Origin of the sequence: Aeromonas sp. A35_P (assembly GCF_002259925.1) — a bacterium.
GTDB lineage: Bacteria > Pseudomonadota > Gammaproteobacteria > Enterobacterales > Aeromonadaceae > Aeromonas > Aeromonas dhakensis.
Genome location: NZ_NEVB01000032.1, coordinates 1 through 12,163 on the forward strand (window position 1 = coordinate 1; position 12,163 = coordinate 12,163).

Annotated in this window: 11 protein-coding genes and 1 pseudogene; 8 read left to right on the plus strand and 4 right to left on the minus strand. The window is 63.7% G+C overall.

What is annotated here, in order from left to right; all coding sequences use genetic code 11:
- Positions 1–108: 108 nt before the first annotated feature.
- Positions 109–741, plus strand: a complete 633-nt coding sequence (msrA, locus tag CAK78_RS02780; RefSeq protein WP_094696298.1) for a peptide-methionine (S)-S-oxide reductase MsrA — start codon at positions 109–111, stop codon at positions 739–741.
- Between the two features lie 338 nt (positions 742–1,079).
- On the opposite strand, the gene CAK78_RS02785 is transcribed toward msrA, so the two are convergent.
- Genes CAK78_RS02785 through CAK78_RS02795 form a run of 3 tightly spaced genes read right to left on the minus strand, consistent with a single transcriptional unit; the run spans position 1,080 to position 2,312 of the window.
- Complete coding sequence (locus CAK78_RS02785) at positions 1,080–1,415, minus strand: DUF3802 family protein (protein ID WP_005302076.1); 336 nt, start codon at positions 1,413–1,415, stop codon at positions 1,080–1,082.
- A 55-nt stretch (positions 1,416–1,470) separates the two neighbouring features.
- Entirely contained in the window at positions 1,471–1,959 is a 489-nt protein-coding gene (locus CAK78_RS02790; protein WP_094696299.1) for a GNAT family N-acetyltransferase, read from the minus strand.
- Positions 1,956–2,312 (minus strand): MmcQ/YjbR family DNA-binding protein, encoded by a 357-nt coding sequence (locus tag CAK78_RS02795; RefSeq protein ID WP_005302071.1) that lies wholly within the window; start codon positions 2,310–2,312, stop codon positions 1,956–1,958. Before CAK78_RS02795 ends, CAK78_RS02790 begins: the two co-directional genes overlap by 4 nt.
- Positions 2,313–2,418: 106 nt before the next feature.
- Here CAK78_RS02795 and CAK78_RS02800 point away from each other — a divergent pair, with 106 nt between their 5' ends.
- Entirely contained in the window at positions 2,419–3,201 is a 783-nt protein-coding gene (locus CAK78_RS02800) for an alpha/beta fold hydrolase (protein WP_005302068.1), read from the plus strand.
- 134 nt (positions 3,202–3,335) lie between these two features.
- Here the strand turns inward: CAK78_RS02800 and CAK78_RS02805 are convergent, their stop codons facing one another.
- Entirely contained in the window at positions 3,336–4,313 is a 978-nt protein-coding gene (locus tag CAK78_RS02805) for a LysR family transcriptional regulator (RefSeq protein ID WP_094696300.1), read from the minus strand.
- Between the two features lie 60 nt (positions 4,314–4,373).
- Between CAK78_RS02805 and CAK78_RS02810 the strand changes: the two genes are divergently transcribed.
- The 6 genes and pseudogenes from CAK78_RS02810 to CAK78_RS02835 form a co-directional block, all read left to right on the plus strand.
- Entirely contained in the window at positions 4,374–6,071 is a 1,698-nt protein-coding gene (locus CAK78_RS02810; protein WP_094696301.1) for an L-lactate permease, read from the plus strand.
- Between the two features lie 13 nt (positions 6,072–6,084).
- On the plus strand, positions 6,085–6,876 hold the full coding sequence (locus CAK78_RS02815; RefSeq protein WP_094696302.1) for a (Fe-S)-binding protein: 792 nt from the start codon (positions 6,085–6,087) through the stop codon (positions 6,874–6,876).
- On the plus strand, positions 6,869–8,305 hold the full coding sequence (locus tag CAK78_RS02820) for a LutB/LldF family L-lactate oxidation iron-sulfur protein (protein WP_094696303.1): 1,437 nt from the start codon (positions 6,869–6,871) through the stop codon (positions 8,303–8,305). Before CAK78_RS02815 ends, CAK78_RS02820 begins: the two co-directional genes overlap by 8 nt.
- A 1-nt stretch (position 8,306) precedes the next feature.
- Positions 8,307–8,951: a LutC/YkgG family protein gene (locus CAK78_RS02825; RefSeq protein ID WP_094696304.1), complete on the plus strand. Its 645-nt coding sequence runs from the start codon at positions 8,307–8,309 to the stop codon at positions 8,949–8,951.
- Positions 8,951–11,743, plus strand: coding sequence for an FAD-binding and (Fe-S)-binding domain-containing protein (locus CAK78_RS02830; RefSeq protein WP_094696305.1), 2,793 nt, complete (start codon positions 8,951–8,953; stop codon positions 11,741–11,743). The genes CAK78_RS02825 and CAK78_RS02830 overlap by 1 nt, the downstream gene beginning before the upstream one ends.
- Before the next feature lie 216 nt (positions 11,744–11,959).
- Positions 11,960–12,163, plus strand: a pseudogene (locus CAK78_RS02835) (IS5/IS1182 family transposase); the annotation flags it as partial.

The window sequence follows — 12,163 nt, forward strand, 5'->3', positions numbered from 1 at the left end:
CAGTGTGGCGGTGCGCCTCAGGTTGATCCCGGCCCATAAACTGTTATCTTCGATATTCCTTTTCGTCAGCTGTGCGTTCGCACAGGTTTTTATACAAGGACAGGGTGCATGGAACAGATTATTTCGCCGGCAGACGCGCTGCCGGGACGCCGCGAGGCGATGGTGATTGGCCAGCAGCATGCGGTCAATGGTCACCCGACTCAGGGCCCCTGGCCTGAAGGGATGGCGGCGGCCTGGTTTGGCATGGGCTGCTTCTGGGGTGTGGAGCGCCTGTTCTGGCAACAGCCCGGGGTTTATTCCACCGCTGCCGGCTATCAGGGTGGGGTGACCCAGAATCCCACCTACAAGGAGGTGTGCAGCGGATTGACCGGCCATGCCGAGACGGTGCAGGTGGTGTTTGATCCCAAGGTGATCGGCTACGGGGATCTGCTCAAGCTGTTCTGGGAGCAGCACGATCCGGCCCAGGGCATGCGCCAGGGCGGTGACATCGGCACCCAGTATCGCTCTGTCATCTTCTATGCCGACGAGAGCCAGCAGGCCATCGCCCAGCAGAGTCTGGCCGCCTATCAGCAGGCGATGCTGGCCAGCGGCGACGGCCGCGCCATCACCACCCGCATCCTGCCGCTGGCCCCCTTCTATTACGCCGAGGATTACCATCAGCAATATCTGGAGAAGAATCCGGAAGGGTATTGCGGTCTGGGCGGCATCGGCGTCTGCCTGCCACCTAGCCTCAACCGCTAGGGCAAGATGACGGGTATCTGTGACTCGTCATTGTGTGTGAAAAGAAAAAGGCCGCCTTTGCGGCCTTTTTATCGGTTTTTGTCAGAAGCGTGAAAAAAAACATAAAAAAATGTGTCATGGAGAGGAACTTATTCGAACCAGGCTTGCCCAACTTGGTAGCCACCATGGACGGCGGCCAAGACCAGACACATTTCTTGCCTCGAAATTCATAAAAGTCATTGAAAAACTTGATGAGTTGAAATGCTAGCAAGCAGGGCTGCCAATGAAGGCGGCCCTTTTCATTATCTGCGGTGCGAAAAATGGTGGGAGAGTGGCGACGCTAGCGTTCGCCACGGCGCTCAGCTGATGGCGCCGTCAAACAGGTTCTTGATGAGATCGATGAACTCTTCGAGGAAGGCTTTCTGCTCCGGGGTCGGGGCGCGCAGCCAGACGGCGGAGAGCACCTCTTCCAGATCGGCCACCACCGCATCGGCTTCCTGCATGATCACGAAGCGCAACTTGGGATCGAGCTGCGGATTCTGCTCGCAGATGGCCATCAGGTTGCCGGCCACCCGGCTGCTCACCAGATCTTCGATGGTCTGTTCACCACTGCTCTGTTGCTGGGTTTCAAACAGTCCCAGACTCTCCACCAGATACTCAATCAGGGCGATATAGCCTTCGCTTTCTACAACCATGGCGGCCTCAATCCTCAACAATACGGAAAAACTGTGCGTATTTTAGTGGCTGGACCTAGCTTGGCAAGCGACAGTGCAGGCGATAACGGATAAAACCGACACCGCTGCGCTCCACGCTCTCCAATCCGGTCAGCTCAAAGCCATACCGTAAAAATAGCCCATAGCTGAAGGCGCTGGCCTCCGTCGTCAGCTGTTTGAGTCCGAGTCGTTGCGCCTCGGCGAGGGCCGCGGCCAGCAGCAGGCCGCCATAGCCAAGGCGCGGGTGATCGGCGCTCACATAGAGCAGGCTGAGGTGACCATCCTGGCTCAGGGTGACGAAACCGAGCGGCTCGCCGTTTTGCTCCAGCACCCAGCCGTGGTGCTCGCGCAGCTGGCCGACAAAGCCGGGATGACGGGCGCCGAGGGCCCACTGCTCCACCTGCTGCGGGCTGTAGTGCTGCGGGCCTATCCTTCGCACCGACTGCTCGAACAGGGTGCAAAGGGCGGGGATGTGCTGCTCGTTCAGCTGGACGAGCCTGGGCGCTGCTGCCATGAAGGGGCTCATCGCTGGGGTGCCTGCGGGCGCTTGGCCTTGGGCAGACCGGCCACCACCCGCTCGTAGGAGTGATGCACCCAGCCCTGCCAGAGATCGTCGGCCAGGTCGTCGCTGAAGGTGACCGTGTTCCAGTGTTGCTTGTTCATGTGCCAGCCCGGTTTGACTTCGGGGTGCAGTTCGCGCAGCAGCAGGGCCAGCTCGGGCTCACACTTGAGGTTCAGCCGCAGCGGCTCGGCCTGCCAGTCCAGCAGGGCAAACATCTTGCCGGCGATGCGATAGACCAGGATCTCAGGGCCGAAGGGGGTATCCTCCTGAGCGCCCGGCAGGGTCAGCAGAAAGGATCTCAAACGGGTCAACTCCATGGTCATGCTCCTGGCTGCTTGCGGTGCAAACGTATTAGTCGGGTGAAAAAATCTGCTAAGATGCGCGCCTACTATACCCCAATGCCGTTGATGAGGGAGTCGCAAGATGCTGTATCACAAGACCTTCGAGCTAGGTCCCGAGCGGGATTGGGTAGTCTTCGTGCATGGGGCGGGCGGCAGCTCCTCCATCTGGTTCAAGCAGCTGCGCGCCTATCGCGAACACTTCAACGTGCTGCTGCTGGACTTGCGCGGCCACGGCCAGTCCCACAAGCTGCAGCAGGTGATCAAGGGCCACTACAGCTTTCGGGCGGTGACCGAGGATATCCTGCAACTGCTCGATCACCTCAACATTCGCCGCGCCCACTTCGTCGGCATCTCCCTTGGCACCATCCTCATTCGCCATCTGGCAGAGCTCTGTCCCGAGCGGGTCAAGAGCATGGTGCTGGGCGGCGCCATTTTGCGGCTCGACATCCGCTCGCGGGTGCTGGTGCAGCTCGGTCGCCTCGGCCAGCATATCCTGCCTTACATGTGGCTCTACCGCTTGTTCGCCTTCATCATCATGCCGCGCCAGCACCATCAGGAATCGCGCAACCTGTTCGTGCGCGAGGCGCGCAAGCTCTGCCAGAAAGAGTTCAAGCGCTGGTTTCGCCTCGCCACCGAGGTGAACCCCCTGATGCGCTATTTCAAGGAGCGGGCCCTGCCCATTCCCACCCTCTATGTGATGGGGGAGGAGGATCACATGTTCCTGGCGCCGGTGCGCGAGCAGGTGGCGCGCGACCCCTACAGCCGGCTCGAGATCATCGACGGCTGCGGCCACGTCTGCAACGTGGAGCGGCCCGAGCACTTCAACCGCCAGTCGTTGGCCTTCCTCACCGCCCAGCCCGGCTGAGCCGGCGCCAACCGCCTGCTTGAGGCGGCCCTGGTGGCTTGAGCCAGCGCGCTGAAGGGGAGGGCCATGGTAGGCAACGCTGCCGCCCGGGTCAAAAAAGCCCCTCGTTGATACAGGATGAGCGCCATCCCCCGTCAGCCAAAGTAGTGGGCGATGTCGAGGTAGCGCTGGCGGATATGCTCGATCAGCAGCCTGATCTTGCGCGGCGGCTGGCGGGTAAAGGGGTAGACGGCGTAGATGCCGAGCTTCTTGCCCACCTGATCCGGAAACAAATCCACCAGCTCGCCATTCATCAGATCGTGATAGACCAGGCAGCGCGGCACATAGACGATGCCGCGCCCCCCCAGCGCCGCCTTGCGCAGGGCCCCCGCGTTGTCGGTGCAAAAGCTGCCCGACACCGACAGCAGATAGTTGCCCTCTTCCCCCTTGAAGGCCCACTCCGAGGCCCCCGTGCTCTGGTAGGCGTAGCGCAGGCAATTGTGGGTGAGCAAATCCGACGGCTCGCGCGGCGCCCCGAAGCGGCGCACGTAGGCGGGGGCGGCGCAGATCACCCACTGGGAGTCGAGGATGTGGCGGGCAATCAGGCTCGAATCATCCAGATAGCCGGTGCGAATGACCAGATCGAACCCCTCTTCCACCAGGTTGACGAAGCGATTCTCCAGCGACATCTCCACCGTGAGCCCGGGGTGTTGCTGGCAAAAGTCGGCCACCGCGTCGGCCAGCAGCAGCTCGCCGGAGATGGTGGGCACCGACATCCGCACATGACCGCTCACCTTTTCACCAAATCCCGCCACGGCGTCGAAGGCGTCCAGTGCGGCGGCCTTCACATTTTTGGCACCCTGATAGAGCTCCTTTCCTGCCTCGCTCAGGGTGAGTCGGCGGGTGGTGCGATAGAGCAGCTGCACCCCGAGCTCTTCCTCCAGGCGCCCGATACGTTTGCTAACCACTGAATTTGTCAGGGAATTTTGCTCGGCCACCTTGCTGAAGGAGCCGGCTTCCACCACCTGGGCGAAGAGAATGAGGTCATCGGTACTGGCCATATTTATCGATTTTTGGAACGAATGTTGTTCATTATTTCCATATATCACGAAAAAAGAACAGGGTAAGGTCACGTCCGATTAACAAAACAACAACAAGGTGCGCCTCTGCACCGCTCGGACAAGGACGCAATGATGACAGACACCCTGTTGGCCCTGGTGGCCTTCTCGCCGATCGTGGTGGCCGCCGTGCTGCTGGTCGGCCTCAACTGGTCGGCCAAGCGCGCCATGCCCATCGCCTTTATCCTGACCGTATTCATCGCCCTCTGGGGCTGGCAGATGAGCCCGACCCGGGTGCTCGCCTCCAGCCTGCAGGGGCTCATCATCACGGTGACCGTGCTCTGGATCGTGTTCGGCGCCATCCTGATGCTCAACACCCTCAAACACACAGGTGCCATCAGCGCCATTCGCGGCGGTTTCACCAACATCTCGCCGGACCGGCGCATCCAGGCCATCATCATCGCCTGGTGCTTCGGCGCCTTTATCGAAGGAGCCTCCGGTTTTGGCACCCCGGCCGCCATCGCCGCCCCCTTGCTGGTGGCCATCGGCTTCCCGGCGCTTGCCGCCGTGCTGCTCGGCATGATGATCCAGTCCACCCCGGTGTCGTTCGGCGCGGTGGGCACCCCCATCCTGGTGGGCATCAACAAGGGGTTGGATAACCAGGCCATCGGCCACACCCTGAGCGCAGGTGGCAGCAGCTGGGAGGTCTACCTGCAACAGGTGACCACCAACGTGGCCCTCATCCACGCCACCGTCGGCACCCTGATGCCGGTGCTGATGGTGATGATGCTGACCCGCTTCTTCGGCCGCAACCGCAGCTGGACCGAGGGGCTCGCCATCCTGCCGTTCGCGATTTTCGCCGGGCTCGCCTTCACCATGCCCTATGCCCTGACCGGCATGCTGCTCGGCCCCGAGTTTCCGTCCCTTATCGGCGGCCTGGTGGGGCTGGCCCTGGTGGTGACGGCGGCGCGGGCCGGTTTTCTGGTGCCCAAAACCAGCTGGGATTTCGCCCCCGAGCATGAGTGGCCCGCCGAGTGGCTGGGGTCCCTCAAGCTCGATCTCAAAGAGTCCGCCGGCCGCCCCATGTCGCTGCTGCTGGCCTGGCTCCCCTATGTGGCGCTGGCGCTCCTGCTGGTGGCGAGCCGGGTGAGCCCGGAGTTCAAGGCGAGCCTCCTGTCGGTGAGCCTCGTCTTCACAGACCTCTTGGGGGAGAAGGGGATCAGCGCTTCCATTGAACCGCTCTACCTGCCGGGGGGCCTGCTGGTGTTCTGCGCCCTGCTTGCCACCCTTATTCAGGCCCGTGCCCTGGCGCCCCTCGGCCGCGCCGTGAGCGAGTCGAGCCGCACCCTGATCGGCGCCGGCTTCGTGCTCATCTTCACCGTGCCCATGGTGCGCATCTTCATCAACTCCGGCGTCAACGGGGCGGATCTTGCCAGCATGCCGGTGACCACCGCCAACTTTGCCGCCGGGCTCGTCGGGGAGTTTTTCCCGGCCCTGAGCGCCACCATAGGCGCGCTGGGGGCCTTTATCGCCGGCTCCAACACGGTGTCGAACATGATGTTCAGCCAGTTCCAGTTCGAGGTGGCGCAGACCCTGGGGGTCTCCACCGCCGCCATGCTGGCGCTGCAGGCCGTGGGTGCGGCGGCCGGCAACATGATTGCCATTCACAACGTGGTGGCGGCGTCGGCCACCGTGGGGCTGCTCGGCCGTGAGGGGGCGACGCTGCGTAAGACCGCGCTGCCGACCCTCTACTACCTGCTGGCCACCGGCCTTATCGGACTGGCGCTCATGTACAGCTTCCACATCTCGGACGTCCTGCTGCAGTTGAAGTAAAGGAGAGCAAGTGATGAAGGTAATGCGGGTCTATCCGGCCAAGCCGGCCGATGTCTATCTCTACGCCACCTGTCTGGTGGACCTGTTCGACCCGGTGGCGGGGCTCGATGCCATCGCCCTGCTCGAGCGGGAAGGGATAAGGGTGCACTTTGTCGAGAAACAGACCTGCTGCGGGCAGCCGGCCTACACCTCGGGCCATGAAGAGGAGGCGCGCCAGGTGGCGCAAAGCCAGATGGCGCTTTTTCCCGAGCCCTGGCCGGTGGTGGTGCTGTCGGGATCCTGCGGCGGCATGATGCACCACCACTATGCGCGCCTCTTTCCCGAGCGCCGCGAGGTGGCGGCGTTTTGCGAGCGGGTGTTCGAACTTACCGAGTTTCTGGCCCAGGTCTGCCGGGTGCGCTGGCACGGGGTGGGGAGGGCGAGCATCGTCATGCACACCTCCTGCTCGGCCCGGCGCGAGATGCAGGTACACAGCCGGGCCCGCGCCCTGCTGGGTCAGCTCGATGGGGTCACCTTGCATGAGCAGGCCTACGAGAGCGAGTGCTGCGGCTTTGGCGGCACCTTCTCGGTGCGCCATCCCCACATCAGCCAGGCCATGGTCGAAGACAAGACCCGCCACCTGCTGGCCACCGGCGCCGACACCCTGGTGAGCGCCGACTGGGGATGCCTCTTGAACATCAAGGGTTCCCTGGCCTATCAGGGCAAGACACTGCCCGCCATGCACCTGGCCAGCTTCCTGCTCGCCCACAGCGAGCCGGTGGCTCAGGGCTTACAAGCGCAAAAACAGGGGGCCCATCATGAGTGATCACGCCAAGTATTCGCCGCGCCGCTTCCATCCCCAGGCCGAGGCGGCCCTGGCCGACCCCGTGCTGCGCCAGAACTTTCGTGGCGCCATGGATTACCTGCGCGGCAAGTGCCGCGACGCCTTCGCCGATCCCGCCGAAGAAGAATCGGTGCGCGATGCGGCGGAGCAAATCCGCCAGCGCTGTCTCTCGCGCCTGCCGGAACTGCTGGAGCAGCTCGAAGCCAACTGTGAGCGCAACGGCATCCGGGTGCACTGGGCCCAGACGCCGGCCGAGGCCAACGCCATCATCCTTCGCATCGCCCAGCAACACGGGGTGAGCAGCATCGTGAAGGGCAAGTCCATGGTGAGCGAGGAGGTGGGCTTCAATCACGAGATGGCGCGTCACGGCATCCGCTGCCTTGAGAGCGACATGGGGGAGTTTATCGTCCAGCTCGACGGCGATACCCCGTCCCATATCATCATGCCCGCCATCCACAAGAACAAGCAGGAGGTGAGCGACACCTTCGCTGGCAATCTGGAAGGCTTCACCCCCACTACCGACGTGGACGAACTGATCCAGACCGGGCGGCGGGCCCTGCGCGAAGAGTTTCGCCGCGCCGGCATGGGGCTCTCCGGCGTCAACTTCGCGGTGGCCGAGACCGGCAGCCTCTGTCTCGTCGAGAACGAGGGCAACGGGCGCATGTGCACCACTGTGCCGAAGGTGCACGTGGCCATCACCGGCATCGAGAAGGTGGTGGAGTTTCTAGCCGACGTGCCGCCCCTCTACAGTGCTCTGACCCGCTCGGCCACCGGCCAGGCCATCACCACCTACTTCAACGTCATCAGCGGCCCGCGCCGGGCAGGGGAGCTGGATGGCCCGGACGAGGTGCACCTGGTGCTGCTCGACAACGGTCGCAGCCAGGCTTACCGGGACGAGGAGCTGCGCAAGACATTGCAGTGCATCCGCTGCGGCGCCTGCATGAACCACTGCCCGGTCTACACCCGCATCGGCGGTCACGCCTACGGCACCATCTACCCGGGGCCCATCGGCAAGATCATCTCCCCCCACCTGCTGGGGCTCGAGAGCACCCAGGATCTGGTGACCGCATCGAGCCTGTGCGGCGCCTGCGGCGAGGTGTGCCCGGTACGCATCCCCATCCCCGACCTGTTGCAGCGCTTGCGCCGGGAGGCCAAACACGATGCTGAGCCCGGTCACGAACCGCTGGCGGGGCAGGGGGCGGCCAAGAGTCGGCTCGAGACCCTCGCCATGCAGGGCTTTGCCTTCGCCGCCACCCACCCGCGCCTCTATCACGCCGCGACCGGTGTCGCCGGCCGGCTGCGGGGCTTGATGCCCAAACACCTTGGCCCCTGGACCCAGTGCCGCGAAGCCCCCAAACCCGCCCCCCAGAGCCTGCACGCCCTGCTGCGCCAGAAGAAGAAGGAGTCCTGAGATGTCGAGCAAAGAGGTCATATTAAGCCGCCTGCGTGGTGCCGCTACCCCCCTTGCCCACGCCCCCCATGGCTGGCAACCCTGGCGCGGGGAGGATGAACAGGCGCGGCGTGAGCGCTTTGTTGGCATGATCACCGCCAGCCACGCCGAGATCCTCACCGTCAAGGAGGCAACCCTTGCCCGGGATCTGACCGCCTGGCTGGATGAAGAGGGCGTGACGAGTCTGGCCTGTGGCCAGGGCGGCCGCTGGCAGGCGGCGGTCGTGGCCGTCTGCGCTGGGAGATCTGTGTTGACCCCCTCTGGCGAGTTCGCCAGCTGGAAAGACGATCTGTTCGACGTTTGTCAGGCGGGCATCACCCACTGCGCGGGGGCCATCGCCGATACCGGCACCCTGGTGTTGCTGCCGGATGGCGGCGAGCCGCGCACCTTATCCTTGGTGCCTCCCTGCCATATCGCGTTGCTGGCGGCCTCCACCATCGCCGACAACCTGGCGGGGCTGGTGGAGGCCGGGCGCTGGCAGCAGGCCATGCCCACCAATCTGCTGCTGGTCTCCGGCCCCTCCAAGACCGCCGACATCCAGCAGACCCTGGCCTACGGCGCCCACGGCCCGAGCCGCCTCTTGGTGGTGCTGGTGGAGGATTGTTGATGCCCTGGAACCAGTTTGATGCCGCCGTGCTCTCGCGCATCCCGCCGGATCGCTTGGTGAGCGATCCTGACTTGCGCCTCGCCCACGGCACGGACGCCAGCTTCTACCGGCTGGTGCCCGAGCGTATCGTGCGCCTCGACTCTTTGGATGAGGTGCGCTTCGTGCTGGGGGTGTGCCGTGAATTGAACCTGCCGTGCACCTTTCGCGCCGCCGGTACCAGCCTCTCGGGCCAGGCCCTGAGCGATTCGGTGCTCATTACCCTGACCGACAGCTGGCGCGGCCACCGCATTCTGGACGAGGGGGTCCGCATTGCCCTGCAACCCGGGGTGATCGGCGCCGATGCCAACCGCTATCTGGCGCCTCTGGGACGCAAGATTGGGCCGGATCCCGCCTCCATCAACGCCTGCAAGCTGGGCGGCATCGCCGCCAACAACGCGAGCGGCATGTGCTGCGGCACCGCCCACAACAGCTATCACACCCTGCATGCCATGACCCTGCTGCTGGCCGATGGCACCGTGCTGGACAGCGGCGATCCCCACAGCCGCGCCGCCTTGGCGGCCAAACGCCCGGAGCTGCTCACGGGGCTTGCGGCCCTGCGCGCCGAGGTGCTGGCGAACGCCGAGCTTGCCGCCAACATTCGCCACAAGTATCGGCTCAAGAACACCACCGGCTACGCCATCAATGCTCTGCTCGACCATCAAGACCCCATCGATATCCTCACCCACCTGATGATCGGCTCGGAGGGGACCCTCGGCTTTATCGCCGAGGTGGTGCTCGATACCGTGCCCGAATACCCCCACAAGGCCTCGGCCCTGCTGGTGTTTCGGGATGCCGAGCAGGCGTGTCTGGCCACCTCACGCCTGAAAAACGCGCCGGTGGCGGCGGTGGAGCTGATGGATGGGCGCTCCCTTCGCTCGGTGGCGGGCAAGCCCGGCCTGCCGGACTTTATCAAGACCCTGGACCTGGCGGCCTGCGCCCTGCTTGTGGAGGTGCATGGGGAATCGAAAGAGGAGCTGGTGGATCGCTGCGAGCAGGTGATGGCCATGGCCGCCGAGTTCGCCCAGGTCGCCTCTGTGCCCTTTACTAGCGACAGCGCCGGCCTCTGGGCCATTCGCAAGGGGCTCTTCCCGGCGGTGGGGGCGGTGCGCACCACAGGCACCACCGTCATCATCGAGGATGTCGCCTTTCCCATCGAGCGTCTGGCCGAAGGGGTGGCAGGGCTGCAAGCCTTGTTCGATCGCTTTGAATACGGTGAAGCCATCATCTTTGGCCACGCGCTGGAGGGGAACCTGCACTTCGTCTTTACCCAGGGCTTTGATGATCCGGCGCAGGTGGCCCGCTACGGCGCCTTTATGGATGCGGTGGCCGAGCTGGTCGCCGTGCGCTTTGGCGGCTCGCTCAAGGCCGAGCATGGCACCGGCCGCAACATGGCCCCCTATGTGGAGCTGGAATGGGGGCCGGAGGGGATGGCGCTGATGCGCCGCATCAAGGCGCTGCTGGACCCCGATGGCCTGCTCAATCCTGGCGTCATCATCAACGACGACCCCAAGGCCCACCTGGCCCACCTCAAGCCCATGCCGGCGAGCGATGCCATCGTCGATCCGTGCATCGAGTGCGGCTTTTGCGAGGCGGTCTGCCCCTCGCGCACCCTGTCACTGTCGCCACGGCAGCGTATCGTGCTTTACCGCGAACTGGCCCGCCGCAATCGTGCCGATGAACCCTCCAACCAGCTAGCCCGGTTGTTTGACTATCAGGGCATCGACACCTGCGCCGCGACCGGGCTCTGCGCCGATCGCTGTCCGGTAGGCATTAACACCGGCAGCCTGATCAAGAAGCTGCGTACTGACAAATACCGACGCTTCGTGCCCATCGCCCGCTGGAGCGCCGATCACTTCGCGGGCGTTACCCGCACGGCCCGTGGGGCCCTCGGCCTCAAAGCCATTGCCGGCAAGCTGTTGGGGGACAAGGCGCTGGCAGGGCTGGTGAACGGGGTACGCAACATCAGCGGCCAGCGTACGCCCGCCTGGCTGCCCACACTGCCGGGGCCGAGCCGCTATCGGTGGCCGTCAGGGGAGGGGAGCAATGATGGATCCAGCGAGCGCGCTGTGGTCTATCTGCCGTCGTGCGCCAGCCGGGTATTCGGCCAGCAGGAGAAGGCCCCGTCACTGCCGGAGGTGGTGCAATCCCTGCTCAAGAAGGCAGGTTGCCGGGTCATAGTGCCGGCGAGAGTTGAGGGGCTCTGCTGTGGCATGCCCTATGACAGCAAGGGGATGGTCGAGGTGGCTGCCGCCAAGCGCAGTGAGCTGGCCGAGGCCCTGTGGCAGGCAAGCGAGCAGGGGCGCTGGCCCGTGCTGCTCGACACCAGCCCCTGCGTGCAGCGACTGCTCTCGGGGGCGATCGGCAAGGGCCTGCGGGTGTTCGAGCCTTCCGCCTTTGTGCTGGAACACCTGCTGCCCCACCTTGAGCTGACCCCCATTGATGAGACAGTGATGCTCCATATCACCTGCAGCAGCCGGCGCATGGGGCTCGGGGAGACCATGCTGGCGGTGGCCCGCGCCTGTGCCCGAGAGGTGATAGTTCCCGAGCATATCCAGTGCTGCGGCTTTGCCGGCGACAAGGGGCTGATGACCCCGGAGCTCAACGCCGCGGCGCTTGCCAGCCTGCCCGCCCAGGTACCCAACGATTGTCGTCAGGGTTTCAGCAATAGCCGAACTTGCGAAATGGGGCTTAGCCAGCACGCCGGCGTTCCCTATCACAGCATCCTCTATCTGGTGGATCAGGCGGCGAGATAAAGAAAAATCCCGCCAGAATAAATTCTGGCAGGATGTTTTTGATTATGTACATATACATAAAACTATCACACTAATAATCATCCCACATTGACTACAGCTTTTCAGTTTGGTGGAAATCACAGGGTCTCAATTTTTAATTTCTTGTTTAGGGAAAGTGCGAACAAGTCCTTGATGTGAGATCATGAACCCCACTTGGCATCAGGGATGAGGTTCAGCATGAGTCACCAGCTCACCTTCGCGGACTGCGAGTTCAATGGCAAACGCCGTAAAACCCGTAAAGAGATATTCTTGGCTCGCATGGAGGCTGTGCTCCCATGGCCAAGGATGCTGGGGGTCATCGAACCCGTCTATCCCAAAGCTGGTAACGGGCGTCGTCCCTACCCACTCGATACCATGCTCCGCATTCACTGTATGCAGCAG

What these genes read in the sequence shown, in the direction of transcription:
- CAK78_RS02790 (WP_094696299.1), bottom strand. Translation starts at nt 1,959, where the DNA reads ATGAGCCCCTTCATGGCAGCAGCGCCCAGGCTCGTCCAGCTGAACGAG.
- CAK78_RS02820 (WP_094696303.1), top strand. Translation starts at nt 6,869, where the DNA reads ATGAGTGATCACGCCAAGTATTCGCCGCGCCGCTTCCATCCCCAGGCC.
- CAK78_RS02810 (WP_094696301.1), top strand. Translation starts at nt 4,374, where the DNA reads ATGACAGACACCCTGTTGGCCCTGGTGGCCTTCTCGCCGATCGTGGTG.
- CAK78_RS02795 (WP_005302071.1), bottom strand. Translation starts at nt 2,312, where the DNA reads ATGGAGTTGACCCGTTTGAGATCCTTTCTGCTGACCCTGCCGGGCGCT.
- CAK78_RS02825 (WP_094696304.1), top strand. Translation starts at nt 8,307, where the DNA reads ATGTCGAGCAAAGAGGTCATATTAAGCCGCCTGCGTGGTGCCGCTACC.
- msrA (WP_094696298.1), top strand. Translation starts at nt 109, where the DNA reads ATGGAACAGATTATTTCGCCGGCAGACGCGCTGCCGGGACGCCGCGAG.
- CAK78_RS02830 (WP_094696305.1), top strand. Translation starts at nt 8,951, where the DNA reads ATGCCCTGGAACCAGTTTGATGCCGCCGTGCTCTCGCGCATCCCGCCG.
- CAK78_RS02815 (WP_094696302.1), top strand. Translation starts at nt 6,085, where the DNA reads ATGAAGGTAATGCGGGTCTATCCGGCCAAGCCGGCCGATGTCTATCTC.
- CAK78_RS02785 (WP_005302076.1), bottom strand. Translation starts at nt 1,415, where the DNA reads ATGGTTGTAGAAAGCGAAGGCTATATCGCCCTGATTGAGTATCTGGTG.
- CAK78_RS02800 (WP_005302068.1), top strand. Translation starts at nt 2,419, where the DNA reads ATGCTGTATCACAAGACCTTCGAGCTAGGTCCCGAGCGGGATTGGGTA.